We start from the raw sequence: 19,886 nt of genomic DNA on the forward strand, positions 1-19,886 counted from the left end.
CAGAGAATGTGTGTGGCTACTCACATTGCTCGGGCCCTTGCACCGAAACCGACCATCGAACGCCACCAGCGAACCGAACAGCGCGACACCAAGGACGCTGCCGGTCTGCCGCGTCGCGTTAAGGACCCCCGCGGCGATGCCGGAACGTATGTGCGAGCGCCGCGCGGATGGCCGCGCGGCGCTCGTTCGACTGCGCCTGACCTAGCTTGCAGCTCGCATATTCACCTTGCTCTCGGCCAGCGACGTCAGCTTTTTGTCCGTCGCCTTCTCTTCCTCGAGCGTCTTGGCGAGCACGGCGGCGCAGTCGCTGCGGCCAAGCTGTTTGGCCCAGGCGATCAGGCTGCCGTAGCGGACGATCTCGTAATGTTCGGCGGCCTGCGCCGCGTTGATCAGAGCTGCGTCGAGCACCGCCTTGTCGGCGACCTCACCCGCGGTCTCGTCGGCCTCTTCGATGATACCGTCGATGGCCGGGCAATCGACGGCCTTCACCGTGGCACCGTGCATCTTGAACACTTCCTCGAGCCGCGCGACGTGCTGCCTGGTTTCTTCGAGGTGCGTCAAAAAGCCCTGTTTCAGCTGCGGATCGGTGGCCTTGTCCGCCATTTTCGGCAGGGCCTTGGTGAGCTGCTGCTCGGCGTAATAGATGTCCTGCAGTTGATGCACGAACAGGTCGTTCATGGTCTTGATGTCTTTTGTGAACAGTCCCATCGTTCCGATCCTCGTTGGTTTCGGGAACACGACGGCACCGGCTTGGACGAAAAGCCGCTTGTTTTGCCGTGTTCGGTTGCTGATGGGGCGCTAACCTGTGCCTCGCGCCGTCGTTCCAAAGAAACCCCGGGCGCGTTTGCGCCGGAACAATGCTTGCGGGCGCTGGATTTGGGACCATGTGAATATAATCGACACTTCGCCTTCGACTCACATGCTTAACGCGCGCCCCATGTGAACCACATATGACAAAAACAGCCGGTCCGGTGTAGTACGCGTCCTTGTCAAGGGCTGCACAAGTCGCCGTTTTTGCCTTAAATGAGCTACATCATGCCCAGCGATCGATGCCCCTTCGGGCACTGATCGCAACCGACTGGCCGATACCTGGCCAAGCCGGTCTTGCCCCCGCCGGGAGGATGAATGCACGGACTGCTGCCCGCGCTGAAGCGCGGCTTCAAGAGATGGATCGGCTGGCGACGGCTCGGGATTGCCGCGAGCGTGATGATCATCGCCTTCGCGGTCACTCATTTGGTGCGCACTCTCAAGGGCATCGATACCGGGGTCGTCTTGACCACGTTGACCGAAATCCCCCGCGGCCACATCGGGCTCGCGGCGCTGTGCGTGTTTCTAGCCTTCTGCACGCTGACCTTTTACGACTTTTTTGCACTGCGAACGATCGGCAAGAAGCACGTTCCCTACCGCATCGCAGCGCTGTCCAGCTTCACGTCCTACTCGATCGGCCACAACATCGGCGCGACCGTGTTTACCGGCGGTGCGATCCGCTTCCGGATTTATTCGGATTATGGGCTGAACGCGATCGACGTCGCCAAGATCTGTTTCCTCTCGGGCCTGACCTTCTGGCTCGGTAACATCTTCGTGCTGTCGATCGGCATGGCCATCCATCCGGACGCGGCCTCCTACATGGATCAGCTGCCATCGTCGATCAACCGGCTGATCGCCTTCGGCGGGCTCGCCTCGATCGCTGCCTATCTGGTCTGGCTCGGCATGGGCGAGAAGCGCCGCGAACTCGGCCAGAAGGGCTGGAAAGTGGTGCTGCCGTCGGCGCCGCTGACGCTGGTCCAGATCCTGATCGGCGTGGTCGATCTCGGCTTCTGCGCCTTCGCGATGTATCTGCTGATACCAGCCGATCCACCGATCGACTTCCTGTCGCTCGCGGTGGTGTTCATCCTGGCAACATTGCTCGGCTTTGCCAGCCATGCCCCCGGCTCGATCGGCGTGTTCGACGCCGCGATGCTGGTGGCGCTGCCGGAATTCGGCCGTGAGCAGTTGCTCGCGACCTTGCTGGTCTTCCGCATCCTCTATTTCGTGATCCCGTTTGGTCTCGCCATCTCCATCATGGGCACCCGCGAGCTCTGGATGAATGTGGTCCGGCCCTGGCAGGAGCGGCGGCGGCTGGCGGAAGCTTGCGCGCAGGCCAACCTGCCCAAGGAAGTGACGCCGATGGAACGTGAGCGGTTGGTGCGCCAGGTCAGTAAACGGTAAGATCCGCCAACGGCTACCTCGGGAGCCCGCAAAAGCAGCAGACAGAAGGTTGCGAGCCGGGGAGCAATGCTCTCTTATTTCCGCCTCAACTTTGCCGTTGAAGACGCGGGTCATGATTCCAGTTTCCCTACGCACTTTGCTCGTTGCCGCCCTGCTGCTGGCCGGGTCCCTCACCGCCTTGCCGATTCAGCGCGCCGCCGCACAGGATTCCGGCGCCATGCAGATCAATTGGGAGGTCCGCAACCGCTTCCGCCTGTTCCGCGAGGAGCGGGACTTCCTGCTGCACGTCGAGAATGCGCGTAACCGCAGCATCCTCGCCGCCGAGCAGTCCCTGGAGCTCCAGAGCGAGGGCCGCGGCTGGGCCCGCAACATGGTCAACCGGCTCTGCATCGACCTGCAGGGTCGGGTCAACCAGCCCTGCACCCGCGACAACGTCAAGGAGAACTACCTCACCCCGGTCGATCATCCCATCACCGTGCGCCTGACCGGCACGGTGCCGGTCGGCGCCACCTGCGCCTGGTCGTTCGACGATGGCGACGGACCGCAAACCACCACCTTCGACTGCGCCGAACCGATCAATCTGCGGGTCCGCTACGGCAAGCAGACGGTCGCAACCGTCGATGTCTCCTCCGGCTCCGATCCGAGCCAGCGCCTGCAGACCGAGATCCAGGTCCGCGACATCTTCATCGCCGGCCTTGGCGACAGCATCGCCTCCGGCGAAGGCAATCCGGACCGGCCGCTGGCACTCTCCGACGAGGGTTTTTGCTTCCGCTCCTATCTCGGCACGGGCGGCGGACAATATTACCGGCCGAGCCGCGCCGGCTTCAAGGGCGGCCGCGCCTGCGAGGCGCCGGATACGCTCGCCAACTGGCAGCACTACGGCGCGCTCTGGTTCAACTCGCCGTGCCACCGCTCGCTCTACAGCTATCAGGCTCGCACCGCGCTCGCGCTCGCGGTGCGCTATACCCACGTCGCCGTCACCTATCTGCCCCTCGCCTGCACCGGCGCCAGTATCAGCGACGGGCTGCTCGGCTCCCAGCGCGCCCGCGAATGTCCGCCCGGCAAGAGCGGCGTCTGCAACACCAGCGTGAATGCGCAGGTTGCCGAGCTGCGCGAGGCGCTCACCGCGGCGAAGAAACGCCAGCCGGATCGCAATCTCGATCTCGTGCTGCTCTCGATCGGCGCCAACGACGTCTATTTCTCCGGCCTCGTCGCCGACGTCATTGTCGACACCGCAACCGAGCGTGCACTGTTCCGCCGTTCCGGCGTGATGGCGAGCGTCGACGATTCCCGTGATGCGCTCCAGCGCGAGTTGCCGCAGAATTTCGTCAAGCTGCGCGAGGCGCTGAAGCCGCTGGTCGGCGGCGATCTCTCGCACGTGGTCTACGTCTCCTACGCCAATCCGGCGCTCGCCGACGGTGGAGTACCCTGTCGTGGCGGCCGCGGCGGTTTCGACATCCATCCGGCCTTCAACGCCGATCCGCAGCGGCTCGCCCGCGTCTCGACCTTCGTCGACACCGAGTTCCTGCCGCAACTGAAGGGACTGGCGACCTGCACGCAGGGCGCGCTGTGCCGTGATCCCGAGGCCGACCGCATGACCTTTGTCGATACCCACCAGACCGCGTTCGCCGATCACGGCTTCTGCGCGCACGCCGGCACTGATCCCGAATTCGACCGCGCCTGCTTTGCCGAAAACGGCCAGAGCTTCAATCCGGACATCGTCAGCGCGGCGAGCCAGCCGATGCTATGCGGCCGCGGCGCCTCCGAATATCGCGCCTACCTGCCGCGTGCGCGCTGGATCCGCGATGCCAATGACAGCTACTTCGCGGCGATGACCTATCCGCAAGGATTGCCCGCGGCGAGCCAGCCGAACGACATCCACGACGCGACCTGGGGTGTGCTCTCGGCCGTCTATGGTGGCGCCGTGCATCCAAGCGCTGAAGGCCATGCCGCGATGGCGGATGCCACCCTGCCCGCTGCAAGCACCGTGCTGGGGCTGGATGCGGTGCCGCCCGGCGTCACGCGCGGTCTTCTGGCTCCGCTCTTGCCTGGCACGCAGCAATAGTCGGATTGCGGACGATACGGGAACCGTTCGGTTACCGATCGCTCAAAATTGATGGCGCTGCCGTCAATTGAGTGCATGCCATTCAGGGCAGGTTCAGCCGACCTGCGGCATGATGCCGCCCATGTCATGAGATGCGGGCGTCTCGTGACATCCGAACCCGTCGGGACCGATCGTGGACAGCACCAGCGCATATCGTCGAACGCGACTCTCCGGCCTTGCAGCGCTCGTGGCGCTCGCCACAGGCCTGACCTCGAATGTCTCCCGCGCCGACGATCTCAATCCGCACGACCTCGCTTTGCTCGATCGATTGACCTTTGGGGCGAGCACTGCGAGTGCCACGCACATGCATAGCATGGGCGCCGAACGCTGGCTTCAGGAACAACTGCATCCGGCCGGCAATCCGGCCCTGCCCGATGCGGCGAAAGCCCAGATCGAGGCGATGCCCGACGTCCACAGCTTTCCGTTTGATATTGCGGTCGCCTTCGAGCAGCAATCCAAGAGTGCCAATCAGGTTGCCGATCCCGAGCAGAAGAAAGCCGCGCAGCAGGTCTTTCAGCAGGCGATGAACGATCGCGCCAAGCAGGCCGCGGCGCGCACCATCCTGCGCGCGCTCTACGCGCCCGATCAGTTGCGCGAGCGCATGGTCTGGTTCTGGTTCAACCATTTCAACGTCCACCAGTACAAATCGAATCTGCGCGTGCTGGTCGGCGACTACACCGACCACGCCATTCGTCCCAATTCGCTTGGCAAGTTTCGCGACCTGCTCGCCGCGACCGTTCGCCATCCGGCGATGTTGCGTTACCTCGACAATGCCGACAACGCGGCGGGCCATCTGAACGAGAACTATGCCCGCGAGATCATGGAGCTGCACACCATGGGCGTCGGCTCCGGCTACACCCAGGCCGACGTCGAGGGGCTCGCGAAGATCCTCACCGGGGTTGGTATCGACACCAAGCCGGAAGATCCAAAGCTCAAGCCGGAACTACAGTCCCAGCTCGTGCGCGAAGGCGCCTTCGAATTCAACCCGGCTCGTCACGATTACAGCGACAAGACGTTCCTTGGCCACACCATCAAGGGGCGCGGTCTCGCCGAGGTCGACGAGGCCATCGACATCCTGGTCCACCATCCGGCGACCGCAACTCATGTGTCGCGCAAGATCGCGACCTACTTCGTCTCGGATAATCCGCCCGAAGCGCTGATCGCGCGGATGGCGCAGACCTTCAAAACCACCGACGGCGACATCGCCGCCATGCTCGCCACGATGATCCATTCACCAGAGTTCGAAGCCGCGCTGAAACCCGGCACGCGCTTCAAGGATCCCGTGCAATATGTGCTGTCGGCGGTTCGTCTGGCCTATGACGACCGGGTGATCCTGAACACCGCGCCGATCCAGGGCTGGATCAATCGCCTCGGCGAAGGCCTGTTCAACCACGAGACGCCTGATGGCTATGCGCTGACCTCGGCGTCATGGAGTGGCCCCGGTCAGATGATGGTTCGCTTCGAGATCGCGCGCCAGATCGGATCGGGCTCATCCGGCCTGTTCAAGTCAGATGGACCGAACCCGGTGGAGCAGCCTGCGTTCCCGCTGCTGCAGAACGCACTCTACTTCAACGGCCTTCGCAAGACCCTCGGCCCGGCGACGCTGGCATCGCTCGACAGAGCAGTGTCGCCGCAGGACTGGAACACGCTGTTCCTGTCGTCACCGGAATTCATGCACTAAGCACCGGAAATCGCCATGAACCGTCGCGAGCTGATCAAGACCTTCGCCGCACTCGCTCCGCTCACGGTCGCCGGCCGCGTCTGGGCCGCGCCCGCGACCGATGCCCGCATGCTCGTGGTGTTCCTGCGCGGCGCCTATGACGCTGCGAATGTTGTCGTACCGGTGTCGAGCGATTTCTACCGTGCCTCGCGGCCGACGCTTGCCATCGCCAAGCCCGATGTCGGCAATCCCAACGCGGCGCTCGCGCTCGATTCCGATTGGGGCCTGCATCCGGCCTTGCGCGACAGCATCTATCCGCTCTGGGCCAAGCGCGAGATCGCCTTCATTCCCTTCGCCGGCACCAGCGACGACCTGACACGGAGCCATTTCGAGACCCAGGACACGATCGAGCTCGGCCAATCCGCAGGCGGTTCGCGCGACTATCGTTCCGGCTTCATGAGCCGGCTCGCCACCGAGCTGACGCGCGTCAAGCCGATCGCGTTCACCGACCAGTTGCCGCTGATCTTCCGCGGCAAAACGCAGGTGCCGAACACTGGCATCAACAACGTCGGCAAACCTGGCGTCGACGATCGTCAGGCCGATCTGATCAAGAAGATGTACGCCCAGTCCAACCTCGCCTCTTCGGTGTCGGAAGGTTTTCGCGTACGCGACGACGTCTATCGTTCCGTCTCCGAGGAGATGAACGCCGCCAACCGGGGCGCCGTCTCGCCGCGCGGCTTCGAATTATCGGCGCGGCGCATCGGTCGGTTGATGCGCGAGCAATTCAACCTCGGCTTCGTCGACGTCGGCGGCTGGGACACCCATGTCAACCAGGGCGCCGCCAACGGCTATCTCGCCGATCGGCTCGGTGAGCTCGGGCGTGCGCTGATCGGCTTCTCCGAGGAAGTCGGGTCGGCGGCGTGGCGCGACACGGTGGTGGTCGTGATCTCCGAATTCGGCCGCACCTTCCGCGAGAACGGCGACCGCGGTACCGATCATGGCCATGGCAGCGTCTATTGGGTGCTCGGCGGCGGCATCAACGGCGGCCGCATTCTCGGCGAGCAGGTCAAGGTCGAGCAGCCGCATCTGTTCCAGAACCGCGACTATCCCGTGCTGACCGACTACCGCGCGCTGTTTGCCGATCTGTTCGGCCACGTCTTCGGCCTCGGCAACGAGAGCATCCAGCGCATCTTCACCGGCGTGCACCCGACGAACCTGGCACTGGTCTAGCGCATGATCCGGAAAAGTGTGAAGCGGTTTTCCGAAAAGATCATGCCCAAACAAAGAGCCAAAGCGCGATGACGATTCAACCCAATCTCATCGCGCTTTAGCTCGCTCTGCCGCGAAACGTCCCGTTCGCCCGGCGCGATATTTACGATCGCGTTCCCTGACCTGCCGTTCCATCAATTCAAAAACGGCATCAATCGATACCCCCTTCAACTTGGACACTTTCCCGCGCGCGCCTCTAGGAGTCGAGGTGAGGAAACAATTCAAGTTCTAAGGAGGCGCCTGATGAGCGCAGTGGTGTCCGCAACGGACGCGAAGAGGTCCCGCGTCAGGCTCTTCATCGTGACCATGCTGTTCCTGGTCACCACGGTCAATTACGCCGACCGCGCCACGCTCTCGATCGCCGGCCCCGCCCTCTCCAAGGAACTCCATCTCGATCCCGTCGCCATGGGCTGGATCTTCTCGGCGTTCGGCTGGTCCTATGTGGTCGCGCAGGTGCCGGGCGGCTGGCTGCTCGACCGTTACGGCTCGCGCCTCGTCTATGCCTTCAGCATCATCGTCTGGTCGCTGTTCACGATGATGCAGGGCTGGGTCGGCTTCCTCAGCGCCGGTGCGGCCATCGTCGCGCTGTTCGCGCTTCGCTTGCTGGTCGGCGTCGCGGAAGCGCCGTCGTTCCCCGCCAACGCGCGCATCGTCGCGGCCTGGTTTCCCGGCAACGAGCGCGGCACCGCATCGGCCTTCTTCAATTCGGGGCAGTATTTCGCGACCGTGATCTTCGCGCCGCTGATGGCCTGGATCGCCCATGATTTCGGCTGGCGCTACGTATTCTCAGTGATGGGCGGGCTCGGAATCATCATGGGCCTCGTCTGGATCAAGACGGTCTACAGCCCGAAGGAGCATCCTTCGATCAACGAGGCCGAGTTCGATTATATCAAGGAGGGCGGTGCGCTGGTCGATCTCGACGCGCCCAAGGACAGCCTGAGGTCCGATCAGGCCGATTCCGGCCCGCAACGGGACCATATCCGCCAGCTGCTCTCCAACCGCATGATGCTCGGCGTCTATCTCGGCCAGTACTGCATCAACACGCTGACCTATTTCTTCCTGACCTGGTTCCCCGTGTACCTCGTCAAGGAGCGCGGCCTGTCGATCCTGCAAGCCGGTTTCGTTGCGACGCTGCCAGCGCTGTGCGGCTTCATCGGCGGCGTGCTTGGCGGCATCATTTCCGACGCCATCCTGCGCGCGACCGGTTCGCTGACCATGGCGCGCAAGATCCCGATCGTCGGCGGCATGCTGCTGTCGATGTCGATCATCGGCTGCAACTACGTCGATGGCCAGGCGCTGGTGGTCGGCTTCATGGCGCTCGCCTTCTTCGGCAAGGGCATCGGCGCGCTCGGCTGGGCTGTTGTCTCCGATACCTCGCCCAAGGAAGCTGGCGGCGTCTCCGGCGGCCTGTTCAACGCCTTCGGCAACCTCTCCTCGATCACCACACCGATCGTGATCGGCTACATCGTCGCCTGGACCGGCTCCTTCAACGGTGCCCTGGTTTTCGTCGGCATCAACGCGATGGTCGCCGCGTTCGCCTACCTCGTGGTGGTCGGCAAGATCGAGCGGGTGGTGCTCAAACGTTCCTCCTGAGCGCTCCGGGTGATCGGAGTGGGACAGGCAACTCAACGGCGGCCCTAAGAAGCCGCCGTCTTTGTTTTGGAGGTGATCGATGCTAGAAGTGCCGGAGAAACGCCTTATCCATCTAAGGCATGTATCGATGTTCGACCTCAACCAGCTCCGCTGTTTCGTCACGGTGGCGGAGGAGTTGCATTTCGGCCGCGCCGCCACGCGGCTGAACATGACCCAGCCGCCGCTGTCCCGGCAGATCCAGGTGCTGGAGCACATCATCGACGCGCCGCTGCTGGAGCGCACCAGCCGCTCGGTGCGGCTGACCCCGGCCGGTCGCAGCTTCCTGCCCGAGGCCCGCCGCATCCTGAAGCTTGCGGAAAGCGCCTCGCAGGTCGCCCGCCGCATCGCGCTCGGCAAGACCGGCTCGCTGAAGATCGGCTTCACCGCTGCGGCCGCCTACGGCTTCCTCCCTGAGCTGGTCGCGGCCTGCCGCGCCAAGCTGCCGGAGGTGGACTTTTCGCTGAAGGAGATGGTCTCCGGCGACCAGTTCGAGGCGCTGACCTCGGGCCAGATCGATGCCGGCCTGCTGCGGCCGCCGATCGCGCGGCCCGAGCTGACCAGCCGCCGCGTCGTCGCCGAGCCCCTGCTCGCCGCGATCCCGAAGAAGCACCCGCTGGCGAATGCCGAGAACATCACCATCAAGGACTTCGACGACCAGCCCTTCGTGATGTATTCGCCCTACGAGAGCCGATACTTTCACGACCTGCTGGTGGCGCTGTTCACCCGCGCGGACATTCTGCCGCGCTATGTCCAGCACTTGAGTCAGATCCACTCGATCCTCGCGATGGTCCGCGCCGGCCTTGGGCTTGCCATCGTGCCGGCGGCTGCCGCCGGCTTGAAGATCTCCGATGTCCGCCTGCGGCCCCTGAAGCTGCGCAACCGCGTTCCGGTCGAGCTCTTCATGGTGTGGCGCCGCGACGACGAGAATCCGCTGCTGTCCGCGCTGGTCAGAATCGCCGGCGAATTGTCCTCGGCGGAGGTGATGGAAGATTGATGCTCAATCCGCATCGGTCGATATAGGCTTTGGCTTGGACGCGCATCGAACCGTCTCTTAAACAACGGCGCATGGACGCGCGGCTTCTTGCGTCCTCCACAACATCAGAAACAGGGAGCAGCGCCCGTGAGCAAGATGACCCCGCAGGAAATGGCCCAGAAGATCGGTTCGGGCCTCCTGTCCTTCCCCGTCACGCCGTTCAAGGCGGACTATTCCTTCGACGAAGCGACCTACCGCGCCAACATGGATTGGCTGTGCGGCTACGATGTCGCGGGCCTGTTCGCCGCCGGTGGCACCGGCGAGTTCTTCTCGCTGACCCCGACCGAAGTCCCTGAAGTGGTCAAGGTCGCCGTCGAGGAGACCAATGGCCGCGTGCCCGTGCTTGCCGGCACCGGCTATGGCACCGCCATCGCCCGCGAGATCGCCATCGGCGCCGAGAAGGCCGGTGCTGACGGCCTGTTGCTGCTGCCGCCCTATCTCACCCATTCCGAGCAGGACGGCCTTGCCGCCCACGTCGAGGCCGTCTGTGCCTCCGTGAAGATCGGCGTCATCGTCTATAACAGGGACAACGCCATCCTTCAGCCCGACACGCTTGCCCGCCTCGCCGAGCGCTGCCCGAACCTGGTCGGCTACAAGGACGGCATCGGCGACATCGAGCTGATGACCCGCGTCTACACCAAGCTCGGCGACCGCCTGACCTATGTCGGCGGCCTGCCGACCGCCGAGACCTTCGCGCTGCCCTATCTCGACATGGGTGTGACGACCTACTCCTCGGCCGTATTCAACTTCGTGCCTGAGTTCGCCACCAATTTCTACGCCGCCGTGCGCAAGCGCGACCATGCCACGATCCACGCCGGCCTGAAGGATTTCATCCTGCCGCTGATCGCGATCCGCAATCGCAAGAAAGGCTATGCAGTCTCGATCATCAAGGCCGGCATGAAGGTGATCGGCCGCGATTCCGGCCCGGTCCGCCCGCCGCTGACCGATCTCGCCGAGCAGGAGATTGCGGAACTGACCGCGCTGGTGAAGATGCTGCCCGCCGCACGATCGTCGCAACAGGCTGCAGAATAACAAAAGACAACAGGGAGGAGTGTGCGATGGCCCGGACGGATATCTCCAGCGCGCCAGTCGCTGGCGCACCGGTCGTCAGTGCGATGCAGGTGATCCCCGTTGCGGGCCGCGACAGCATGCTCCTCAATCTGAGCGGCGCACATGCGCCGTTCTTCACCCGCAACATCGTCATCCTCACCGACAATGCCGGTCACACCGGCGTCGGCGAGGTGCCGGGCGGGCAAAAGATCTGGCAGACGCTCCAGGACGCCCGCGATCTCGTGATCGGCAAAACCGTCGGCGCGATGAACAACATCCTCGCCGATATCAGAACCACCTTCGCCGACCGCGACGCCGGCGGCCGCGGCAAGCAGACCTTTGACCTGCGCGTGATGATCCACGCGGTCACGGCCATCGAATCCGCCCTGCTCGACCTGCTCGGCCAGCACCTCGATCTGCCGGTCGCAGCCCTGCTCGGGGAAGGCCAGCAACGCAAGAGCGTCGAGACGCTCGGCTATCTCTTCTTTGTCGGCGATATCAGCAAGAGTAAGCTGGACTACGTCAAGGGTGAGACCGGCAAGCCCGACTGGTTCAACCTCCGCCACCAGGAAGCAATGACGCCGGAGACGGTGGTGCGGCTGGCGGAAGCCACGCAAGACCATTATGGCTTCGCCGATTTCAAGCTGAAGGGCGGCGTGCTCCGCGGCGAGCAGGAGATCGAGGCGGTTACGGCTATTGCCAGGCGCTTTCCCAATGCGCGCGTCACACTGGATCCGAACGGCGCCTGGTCGCTCGATGAGGCCATCAGCCTCTGCAAGAACATGCACGGTATCCTCGCCTATGCCGAGGACCCCTGCGGCGCCGAGGCTGGCTTCTCCGGCCGCGAGATCATGGCCGAGTTCCGCCGCGCAACTAGCCTGCCGACCGCGACCAACATGATTGCGACCGACTGGCGCCAGTTGAGCCACGCGCTGCGCCTCGGCGCGGTGGACATTCCGCTCGCCGACCCCCACTTCTGGACCATGCAGGGATCGGTTCGCGTGGCCCAGACCTGCCGTGACAACGGCCTGACCTGGGGCTCTCATTCCAACAACCACTTTGACATCTCGCTCGCGATGTTTACCCATGTCGGCGCGGCCGCTCCCGGCAAGGTCACCGCGATCGATACGCACTGGATCTGGCAGGATGGCCAGGCGCTGACCAAGGAGCCGCTGCTGATCCGTGGCGGCAAGATCGCGGTCCCGGATCGTCCGGGCCTCGGTATCGAGATCGACCGTGCGGCCATTGAGGCCGCGCATGAGCTCTACAAGAAGCATGGACTGGGTGCCCGCGATGACGCTATGGCCATGCAGGATTTGATCCCGGGCTGGACCTTTGACGACAAGCGTCCCTGCCTCGTGCGCTAAAACACTCTGGAGGAAAAAGAGATGACTGCGATCCTTAAGAACTTCATCGGCGGTGAATGGGTCGACGGCTCCGGCGTCACCAAGAACATCAACCCCTCCAACACCAACGATCTCGTCGGCGAATACGCCAAGGCCGACAAGGCGCAGACCGAGAAGGCGATCGCCGCCGCGAAGGCCGCCTTCCCCTCCTGGGCGCAGTCGACGCCGCAGGTGCGTTTTGACGCCCTCAACAAGATCTCCCTCGAAATCCTCGCCCGCAAGGAAGAGCTCGGCCGCCTGCTCGCCCGCGAGGAAGGCAAGACGCTCCCCGAGGGCATTGGCGAGGTCGCCCGCGCCGGCCAGATCTTTGCGTTCTTCGCCGGCGAAGCGCTGCGCCTGATCGGCGAGAAGGGCGCCTCGGTGCGTCCGGGCCTCGACGTCGAGATCACGCGTGAGCCGGTTGGCGTCGTCGGCATGATCACGCCGTGGAATTTCCCGATCGCGATACCCGCCTGGAAGATCGCGCCTGCGCTCTGCTACGGCAACACCGTGGTGTTCAAGCCTGCCGAACTGGTGCCCGGCTCGGGCCACGCGCTCGCCGAAATCATCACCCGCTCCGGCATTCCGGCAGGCGTGTTCAACCTCGTGGTCGGCTCCGGCTCGGTGGTCGGCCAGACCCTCCTCGATCACCCCGATGTCGCGGCGATCTCCTTCACCGGCTCGGTGCAAACCGGCCGCAAGATCGCGCAGGCCTGCGTGCTCTCGAACCCCATGAAGAAATTCCAGCTCGAGATGGGTGGCAAGAACCCGCTGGTCGTGCTCGACGACGCCGATCTCAAGACCGCGGTCGAGGTCGCCGTCAACGGCGCCTATTTCTCGACCGGCCAGCGCTGCACGGCGTCTTCCCGCCTGATCGTCACCGAAGGCATCCACGACCGCTTCGTCGCGGCCGTGGCCGAACGTCTCAACAGTCTGTCGGTGGACGACGCGCTCAAGGCCGGTGTCCATATCGGCCCCGTGGTCGACCAGAGCCAGCTCGACCAGGATCTGCGCTACATCAAGATCGGCCAGGACGAAGGCGCCAAGCTCGCCTTCGGCGGCGAGTTGCTCAAGCGCGAGAACCCCGGCCACTACCTCCAGCCGGCGCTGTTCACCGAAGCCAACAACAACATGCGCATCGCGCGCGAGGAGATTTTTGGCCCGGTCGCCGCGGTCATCCGCGCCAAGAACTACGAGGAGGCGCTGGCGATCTCGAACGACACCGAGTTCGGCCTCGCTTCCGGCATCTGCACATCAAGCCTGAAATACGCCTCGCACTACAAGCGCAACAGCGAGTCCGGCATGGTCATGGTCAATCTGCCGACCGCCGGCGTCGACTATCACGTGCCGTTCGGCGGCCGGAAGGGCTCGAGCTACGGCGCCCGCGAGCAGGGCTCCTATGCACGCGAGTTCTACACAACGGTGAAGACGGCTTATACCTATCCGGGTTGATATGCCCTCGATCGTAGGGTGGGTTAGCGCAGCGTAACCCACCAATGTCTCTGTCCGCGGAAGCAGAAGAGGTGGGTTACGCTGCGCTAACCCACCCTACAAATTCCGGAGTCCTCGATGGACCAGGACGTCGCAGCGAAAGAGCAGCCCCGCTACATCAAGCTCAACGAGCGCGACAATGTCGCGATCGTGGTCAATGATTTCGGGCTTCCTGCCGGCTCTCGCTTTGCCTGCGGACTGTCGCTGCGCGCCTTCGTGCCGCAGGGGCACAAGACGGCGCTGGTCGACATCGCGCAAGATCAGCCGATCATCCGCTACGGCGAGGTGATCGGCTACGCGCTTGCGCCGATCCTCGCCGGCGAGTGGGTCGACGAAGCGCGCATCCGCATGCCGGAGGCCCCTGCCCTCGACAGACTGGAAATCTCGACCGCGGTGCCCGCACCGCTGCCGCCGCTCGAAGGTTTCACCTTCGAAGGCTATCGCAATCCCGACGGCTCGGTCGGCACGAAGAATATTTTGGGCATCTCCTCCTCCGTGCAATGCGTCAAGGGCACGATGGAATATGCGGTGAAGCGCATCCGCGCCGAGCTGCTGCCGAAATATCCTAATGTCGATGACGTCGTGCCGCTGACCCACGCCTATGGCTGCGGCGTCGCCATCAACGCGCCGGATGCGATCGTCCCGATCCGCACGCTGCAGAACCTCGCGCTCAACCCGAATTTCGGCGGCGAGATCCTGGTCATTAGCCTGGGATGCGAAAAGCTCGCGCCCGAGCGGCTGGTGCCCGAGGGCGTCAGCGACGCGATCGTGCGCATGCAGGATGAAGCCTTCGACGGCTTTGGCGCCATTGTCGACGCGATCATGACCCAGGCCGAAGCCCGCCTGAAGATCCTCAACAAGCGCACCCGCGAGACCTGCCCCGCGGCCGACCTTGTGATCGGCCTGCAATGCGGCGGCAGCGATGCGTTCTCCGGCGTCACCGCCAACCCCGCCCTCGGCTTCGCTGCGGACCTCTTGGTGCGCGCCGGCGCCACCGTGATGTTCTCGGAAGTCACCGAAGTGCGCGACGCCATTCAGCTCCTCACCCGCCGCGCCATCAACGAGGACGTCGGCCGCGCGCTGGTGCGCGAAATGGCCTGGTACGATTCTTATCTGGCCCGCGGCGGCGCCGATCGCAGCGCCAACACCACGCCCGGTAACAAGAAGGGCGGCCTCGCCAACATCGTCGAGAAGTCGCTCGGCTCGATCGTCAAATCCGGCTCATCGGCCATCACCGGCGTGCTCTCGCCAGGCCAGAAGGCGACGCAGAAGGGCATGCTGTTTGCGGCCACGCCGGCGAGCGATTTCATCTGCGGCACGCTCCAGCTTGCCTCCGGCATGACCTTGCAGGTGTTCACCACCGGCCGCGGCACGCCCTACGGCCTTGCGGCTGCGCCCGTCATCAAGGTCGCGACCCGCACCGAGCTCGCGCGCCGCTGGAAGGATCTGATCGATTTCGATGCGGGCGGTATCGCCACCGGCACCAAGACCATCGAGGAAACCGGCTGGGACCTGTTCCGCCTGATCCTCGACGTCGCTTCCGGCCGCATCAAGCCGTGGTCGGATCGCTGGGGCATCCACAATGACCTCACGCTGTTCAATCCGGCGCCGGTGACGTGAAACTGTCCTGAAACAAAGGCGCGAAAAGCTTCAGCCTGGCTTCATCGCGGTCGCGCCACGCAGCCAAATATCGGCACCGTCGGAAGACGAATGTTCGCACACAAGCGAACCTGTTGCGGCACTGCCGCGACCAAACCTCCGATTGATATCTTCAACGGAGATTTTGAAATGCGTATTTTCACGATGGTTGCCGTGACCGGCGCGATGATTGCGACCACAGCCAGCGCATTTGCCGGCGAGCTGCCCTCTTACGAAGTGAAATCGTTTCCGATCTCGACAGCACAAGTCCAAGTGCTCGGCGGCGCCGGCATCGAGGAACGATCGGCCGCGCCCTCGATGATCGTCGCCGGCATGCCCGCCTCTCCTGCGCAGATGTCGGTGCTGTCACCGCGCGCGAAGCGGCTCGCCAGCGCGAGCTCGGACAACGAAGCACGCTAGGCGTCATCCGCGATTCGCAGCGCTCGCATCCCGTGCGGGCGCTGCAAGCATTCTCACGTCATGCTGCCCGGCATGAAGCAGCGCACGCGCGGGTGGCCGTCGATATAGTGCTTCCACACCATGGTGCGGCCGATCTTGTTCGGCTCGGTGATCACGGCGCCGTCAGGCACGACGACCCATTCCTCGTCGAGATGCACGCGGTAGTGTCCCTTGTCGGACTCCCAATCGACATCGGCGACGACATAACCGTCGGCGTCCGAGCAGCACTGCCCATACTCGCTGCGCAGACTCTCGAACCAGGGCTTGAGCGGTGAGTTGGCATAGCGCCCATCATCGCGCGCCAGTGCCGATGTCGCCAGCAGCGTCATCAGCCCCAGCAACGTCGCTGCACACGGTCTTGCAAGTTTCATGGCGTTGTCTTTCGGATCGACATCAGCGCCGTGAGGGACAGACAAGGCCGTTCACGCCCTCAACAGGCGTGGAATCGGCAAATCGCTCCCCAGCGGCTTTGCCGATAGCTATGCAAATCCGGCGCCAGTGCGCATTCCGGGGAATTACTGGCGCAGCCACGGCGGGCATTCGTCTTTCGACGAATGCGCCTTTGCGGGGGAATGACAACGACGTGTGTGGAAGCAGCCGCGACGGCTCGCGCAGCGAGGCTATTTCTTGGCTGCCGGCGCCATCATTGTCGCGCCGGCCTTCTTGGCCGCGGGCGCTGCCTTCGGCGCGGTCGCGGCGGCCTGTGCGGGGAGATATTTGGCAATGATCGCGGGATCGACCTCAGCCAAGCTGGTGTCAGGCAGGCGCTGCCAGGTCTCGTCCTTGCCGAACAGGGAAATGCCGAGGAAGCCCCGCATGGTCAGCACCTGACCGTCCGGGCTCACGGTCATCTTGGCCTTCCAGATGTTGCCGTCGCGCGGATTGACCACGTTGCCGCCCTCATACTTCAACCCGTCGCGCTTCATGTCGCGGATGAAGGACAGTCCGAGCACCGGCTGGTTCTTGCGATCGTCCGTGCATTTCGCGCAGGTCTCGTTCGGATCGTCACCGGGGCGCGGAAAGGTCTTGGCGATGACGCCTTCGAAGATACCGTTGTGGTCGATGAAGAGGAACCAACCCACCGACCTGCCGTCTTCGACCTTCTGCCAGAGGCCCGCAGCGGTCGGCTGTTGTGCGGCAGCAGGCGCCTGCGCCGCCGCCGGCTTCGCCGCGCCAACCGACAGCACGACCGCGAGCGTCAGGAGCGAGAGCAGCCGAAAGCTGGAAAAGAGATTCCGCATTATGATCACCTTGCTGAGCCGCCACTGCAATGGCCGCAGACTACGGCGATTTCGCGAACGGTTCCAGCATCAGAAACATGGGGCATCGCCGCGCCGCTCCTTCGCGGTCAGTTGACACCAAGTTTCTTTTGCAAGCTGGACGACGACGTCGTGTACTGGAACACGAGCCGCTTCTCCGGATACACGTAGCGGTGGGCTTTTTGCGACATCAGTGCGCCCTCGTGGAAGCCGCACAGGATGAGCTTGATCTTGCCGGGATAGGTGTTGATGTCGCCGATGGCGAAGATGCCGGGAACGTTGGTCTCGAACGCCGACGTCTCGACCGGCACCAGATTGTTCTCCAGTGCGATGCCCCAGTTCGCGACCGGACCGAGCTTCATGGTCAGGCCGAAGAACGGCAGCATGGTGTCGCAGGCAATCTCGCTGACATTGTTGTCGTTGCCCTTGACGGTGGCGCCGGTCAGCTTGCCTTCGGCGCCGGACAGCGCCGTGACCTGGCCGAGCCGCAGATCCATCTTGCCGTCGGCGACCAGCGCGCGCATCTGCTCGACGCTGTGGGGCGCAGCACGGAAATCGTCGCGACGGTGCAGCAGCGTGATGCGCCTGGCCAGCGGATGCAGGTTGAGCGTCCAGTCGAGCGCGGAATCGCCGCCGCCGACGATCAGCACGTTCTTGTCGCGGAATGTTTCCATCTTGCGCACGGCGTAGTGCACCGAGGTGCCTTCATAGGCCTCGATGCCCGGCACCGGCGGACGCTTCGGCTGGAACGAGCCGCCGCCGGCTGCGATCACCAGCACCTTGCATTCGAACACCTTGCCGACGTCGGTTGTGCAGCGGAATGCGGGATCGCCGATCTTCTCCACCGTCTCCACCATCTCGCCGAGATGGAAGGTCGGGTGAAACGGCTTGATCTGCTCCATCAGCGCGTCGGTGAGGCCCTGCCCCGACACCTGCGGAATGCCGGGAATGTCGTAGATCGGCTTTTCCGGATAGAGCTCGGCGCATTGGCCGCCGACCTTGTCGAGGATGTCGACGAAATGCGTCTTCATGTCGAGAAGGCCAAGCTCGAAGGCGGCGAACAGACCGCAAGGGCCGGCGCCAATAATCAGCACATCGGTTTTGATCACGTCGCTCATGTCGTCTCTTTATCGGTCGTTATCGGTTGGACGGCGCCCTGCGGGCAGAGGTGACCCTGCCTGTCTAGCCAACGGGGATGGATCAGGGAAGGCATAAAAGCAGGAGCGCCCCGCAGGCACAACCACTTGCCGGGTCAAAATAACTGGGCTGTAACGAGGATGGATTTGACGGAGATCAATCGGTGAACGCACCAAGCCGCCTCGACACGACACCGCGCCTGGAGGACTTTCCCTTTCGCCTCAGCGACATTGTGCGCTTCGGCGATCTCGACCCGAACCAGCACGTGAACAACGCAGTCTACGCCACCTATTTCGAGACCGGCCGCGTCACGCTGATGAAGCTTCCCCAGTACGGGCTGACGCCGCCGGGTTTCGCCTGGATCATGGTGCGGCTCGACATGCATTTCCGCGCCGAGCTGCACTGGCCGAATACGATCGAGCTCGGCCTTGGCGTCGTGAAGCTCGGACGCACGTCCGTGACCTTCGAGCAGGTGGTGTGTTCAAACGGCACGTGCATCGCCTCGGCAACGTCGGTCGGCGTTCTGCTCGACGAAGCGACGCGTCGGCCCGCGCCGCTGACTGCGGAGGTGATCGAGAAATTCAAACCCTGGCACAAGCGCGGCATCGAGGTCGCGCCGCCGAGCAAGTAAGGCCGAAAGATCAGGCCTGGCGTTCCGGCGTCGACACCACGAGCCCGTCGAGCTCGTCGGAGACCTTGATCTGGCAGGACAGGCGCGAGTTCGGGCGCACGTCGAAACCGAAGTCGAGCATGTCCTCTTCCATGGGAGTCGGGCTGCCGACCTTCTCACGCCAGGCTTCGTCGACATAGACATGGCAGGTCGCGCAAGCGCAGGCGCCGCCACACTCGGCCTCGATGCCGGGAATGCTGTTGCGGATGGCGGCTTCCATCACGGTCGCGCCGTTCTCGATTTCCACCGTGCGGGTTTCGCCCTTGTGGTCGACAAAGTGAATTTTGGCCATGTGTTCTCGTGCTGCCGCGATCTGGGGAAAAAGGAGGGTCCGGGTTGTCCTATAACGGGTCGCTCCGGGCCGCGCCATAGCGTTTTCAAGCGAACTGGATAGCGGCTCGCGGGCAGAAAACGCGTCAAATCAAGAGCTCAAGGCCCCGACTCCGGGGCGCTGGCTTAGTGCTTGAGGATCGTCGCAATCGCCGCGCGCACCTCGGCGACGGCCTGCTTCAGGGCCGCAAAGGCTCGGGGCGGGTTGTTGCCGGTCCGGACGGCCGTCTCGAGGCAGGCTGCCGCATCGGCAACAGCGAAGGCGCCGATCCCGCGGGCCGAGCCCTTGAGCTTGTGGGCAAGCGCGCCGGTCTCGGCCGGCAGCGCCGTCATCGCCGCGAGCAGCCGCACGGCCTGCTCGGCGAACATCGCAAGGACTTCCTGCTCCAGCTCGGCATCGCCGAGTGTCATGCGCGAGAGGTGGTCGAGGTCGAGCGGGCTGTCGATGGGCGCAAGCGGGGGCGAGGGCATCCAGTCCATCCGTTGCAGTTCAGGCGTCATGACGCAGGCCCCGGCATCGCGCGATGGTCCGCCGGTCCGGCGGTTCGCCCCACCGAAGCA

18 protein-coding genes are annotated in these 19,886 nt (G+C 64.0%); 12 read left to right on the top strand and 6 right to left on the bottom strand.

Going from position 1 to position 19,886, the window contains the following annotated elements; translation table 11 throughout:
- Positions 1–201: 201 nt before the first annotated feature.
- Positions 202–708 (bottom strand): ferritin-like domain-containing protein, encoded by a 507-nt coding sequence (locus tag M2427_RS28500; protein ID WP_280710202.1) that lies wholly within the window; start codon positions 706–708, stop codon positions 202–204.
- 417 nt (positions 709–1,125) lie between these two features.
- On the opposite strand from M2427_RS28500, the gene M2427_RS28505 reads away from it, so the two are divergent.
- From M2427_RS28505 to M2427_RS28555, 11 genes are all read left to right on the top strand, one after another.
- On the top strand, positions 1,126–2,208 hold the full coding sequence (locus M2427_RS28505; RefSeq protein ID WP_280710203.1) for a YbhN family protein: 1,083 nt from the start codon (positions 1,126–1,128) through the stop codon (positions 2,206–2,208).
- A 112-nt stretch (positions 2,209–2,320) separates the two neighbouring features.
- Positions 2,321–4,273: a hypothetical protein gene (locus M2427_RS28510; RefSeq protein ID WP_280710204.1), complete on the top strand. Its 1,953-nt coding sequence runs from the start codon at positions 2,321–2,323 to the stop codon at positions 4,271–4,273.
- 172 nt (positions 4,274–4,445) lie between these two features.
- The gene (locus M2427_RS28515; RefSeq protein WP_280710205.1) at positions 4,446–5,993 is read left to right on the top strand and encodes a DUF1800 domain-containing protein; all 1,548 of its coding nucleotides are present in this window, start codon (positions 4,446–4,448) and stop codon (positions 5,991–5,993) included.
- Between the two features lie 15 nt (positions 5,994–6,008).
- Positions 6,009–7,202, top strand: a complete 1,194-nt coding sequence (locus tag M2427_RS28520; protein WP_280710206.1) for a DUF1501 domain-containing protein — start codon at positions 6,009–6,011, stop codon at positions 7,200–7,202.
- A gap of 282 nt (positions 7,203–7,484) precedes the next feature.
- Entirely contained in the window at positions 7,485–8,834 is a 1,350-nt protein-coding gene (locus M2427_RS28525) for an MFS transporter (RefSeq protein WP_280710207.1), read from the top strand.
- 127 nt (positions 8,835–8,961) lie between these two features.
- Complete coding sequence (locus M2427_RS28530) at positions 8,962–9,867, top strand: LysR substrate-binding domain-containing protein (protein ID WP_280710208.1); 906 nt, start codon at positions 8,962–8,964, stop codon at positions 9,865–9,867.
- A 126-nt stretch (positions 9,868–9,993) separates the two neighbouring features.
- Positions 9,994–10,938 (top strand): 5-dehydro-4-deoxyglucarate dehydratase, encoded by a 945-nt coding sequence (gene kdgD, locus M2427_RS28535; protein ID WP_280710209.1) that lies wholly within the window; start codon positions 9,994–9,996, stop codon positions 10,936–10,938.
- Between the two features lie 26 nt (positions 10,939–10,964).
- Positions 10,965–12,323, top strand: coding sequence for a glucarate dehydratase (gudD, locus tag M2427_RS28540; protein ID WP_280710210.1), 1,359 nt, complete (start codon positions 10,965–10,967; stop codon positions 12,321–12,323).
- A gap of 21 nt (positions 12,324–12,344) precedes the next feature.
- Positions 12,345–13,793, top strand: coding sequence for an aldehyde dehydrogenase family protein (locus M2427_RS28545; RefSeq protein WP_280710211.1), 1,449 nt, complete (start codon positions 12,345–12,347; stop codon positions 13,791–13,793).
- Between the two features lie 117 nt (positions 13,794–13,910).
- Entirely contained in the window at positions 13,911–15,452 is a 1,542-nt protein-coding gene (garD, locus tag M2427_RS28550) for a galactarate dehydratase (protein WP_280710212.1), read from the top strand.
- Between the two features lie 168 nt (positions 15,453–15,620).
- A complete protein-coding gene (locus M2427_RS28555; protein ID WP_280710213.1) occupies positions 15,621–15,890 on the top strand; it encodes a hypothetical protein in 270 nt (89 codons plus the stop codon).
- Positions 15,891–15,943: 53 nt separating this feature from the next.
- Here the strand turns inward: M2427_RS28555 and M2427_RS28560 are convergent, their stop codons facing one another.
- From M2427_RS28560 to M2427_RS28570, 3 genes are all read right to left on the bottom strand, one after another.
- The gene (locus M2427_RS28560; RefSeq protein WP_212238231.1) at positions 15,944–16,300 is read right to left on the bottom strand and encodes a hypothetical protein; all 357 of its coding nucleotides are present in this window, start codon (positions 16,298–16,300) and stop codon (positions 15,944–15,946) included.
- A gap of 249 nt (positions 16,301–16,549) precedes the next feature.
- Positions 16,550–17,170: a DUF2147 domain-containing protein gene (locus M2427_RS28565; protein WP_280710214.1), complete on the bottom strand. Its 621-nt coding sequence runs from the start codon at positions 17,168–17,170 to the stop codon at positions 16,550–16,552.
- Positions 17,171–17,277: 107 nt separating this feature from the next.
- The gene (locus M2427_RS28570; protein ID WP_280710215.1) at positions 17,278–18,306 is read right to left on the bottom strand and encodes an NAD(P)/FAD-dependent oxidoreductase; all 1,029 of its coding nucleotides are present in this window, start codon (positions 18,304–18,306) and stop codon (positions 17,278–17,280) included.
- 182 nt (positions 18,307–18,488) lie between these two features.
- On the opposite strand from M2427_RS28570, the gene M2427_RS28575 reads away from it, so the two are divergent.
- Positions 18,489–18,956 carry a thioesterase family protein gene (locus M2427_RS28575; protein WP_280710216.1) on the top strand — a complete coding sequence of 156 codons (468 nt, stop codon included), beginning with the start codon at positions 18,489–18,491 and terminating at the stop codon, positions 18,954–18,956.
- 10 nt (positions 18,957–18,966) lie between these two features.
- Here M2427_RS28575 and M2427_RS28580 read toward each other — a convergent pair whose 3' ends face one another.
- Together M2427_RS28580 and M2427_RS28585 are read right to left on the bottom strand one after the other, a co-directional pair.
- Entirely contained in the window at positions 18,967–19,287 is a 321-nt protein-coding gene (locus M2427_RS28580) for a 2Fe-2S iron-sulfur cluster-binding protein (protein WP_011088626.1), read from the bottom strand.
- 164 nt (positions 19,288–19,451) lie between these two features.
- Complete coding sequence (locus M2427_RS28585) at positions 19,452–19,826, bottom strand: Hpt domain-containing protein (RefSeq protein ID WP_280710217.1); 375 nt, start codon at positions 19,824–19,826, stop codon at positions 19,452–19,454.
- Positions 19,827–19,886: the final 60 nt, after the last annotated feature.

The organism is Bradyrhizobium sp. BR13661 (assembly GCF_029892425.1).
Taxonomy (GTDB): Bacteria; Pseudomonadota; Alphaproteobacteria; order Rhizobiales; family Xanthobacteraceae; genus Bradyrhizobium.

Coding starts and splice junctions, on each gene's coding strand:
- M2427_RS28545 (WP_280710211.1), top strand. CDS start 12,345: ATGACTGCGATCCTTAAGAACTTCATCGGCGGTGAATGGGTCGACGGC.
- M2427_RS28555 (WP_280710213.1), top strand. CDS start 15,621: ATGCGTATTTTCACGATGGTTGCCGTGACCGGCGCGATGATTGCGACC.
- M2427_RS28585 (WP_280710217.1), bottom strand. CDS start 19,826: ATGACGCCTGAACTGCAACGGATGGACTGGATGCCCTCGCCCCCGCTT.
- M2427_RS28500 (WP_280710202.1), bottom strand. CDS start 708: ATGGGACTGTTCACAAAAGACATCAAGACCATGAACGACCTGTTCGTG.
- M2427_RS28505 (WP_280710203.1), top strand. CDS start 1,126: ATGCACGGACTGCTGCCCGCGCTGAAGCGCGGCTTCAAGAGATGGATC.
- M2427_RS28565 (WP_280710214.1), bottom strand. CDS start 17,170: ATGCGGAATCTCTTTTCCAGCTTTCGGCTGCTCTCGCTCCTGACGCTC.
- M2427_RS28580 (WP_011088626.1), bottom strand. CDS start 19,287: ATGGCCAAAATTCACTTTGTCGACCACAAGGGCGAAACCCGCACGGTG.
- M2427_RS28510 (WP_280710204.1), top strand. CDS start 2,321: ATGATTCCAGTTTCCCTACGCACTTTGCTCGTTGCCGCCCTGCTGCTG.
- garD (WP_280710212.1), top strand. CDS start 13,911: ATGGACCAGGACGTCGCAGCGAAAGAGCAGCCCCGCTACATCAAGCTC.
- gudD (WP_280710210.1), top strand. CDS start 10,965: ATGGCCCGGACGGATATCTCCAGCGCGCCAGTCGCTGGCGCACCGGTC.
- M2427_RS28520 (WP_280710206.1), top strand. CDS start 6,009: ATGAACCGTCGCGAGCTGATCAAGACCTTCGCCGCACTCGCTCCGCTC.
- M2427_RS28570 (WP_280710215.1), bottom strand. CDS start 18,306: ATGAGCGACGTGATCAAAACCGATGTGCTGATTATTGGCGCCGGCCCT.
- M2427_RS28530 (WP_280710208.1), top strand. CDS start 8,962: ATGTTCGACCTCAACCAGCTCCGCTGTTTCGTCACGGTGGCGGAGGAG.
- M2427_RS28560 (WP_212238231.1), bottom strand. CDS start 16,300: ATGAAACTTGCAAGACCGTGTGCAGCGACGTTGCTGGGGCTGATGACG.
- M2427_RS28525 (WP_280710207.1), top strand. CDS start 7,485: ATGAGCGCAGTGGTGTCCGCAACGGACGCGAAGAGGTCCCGCGTCAGG.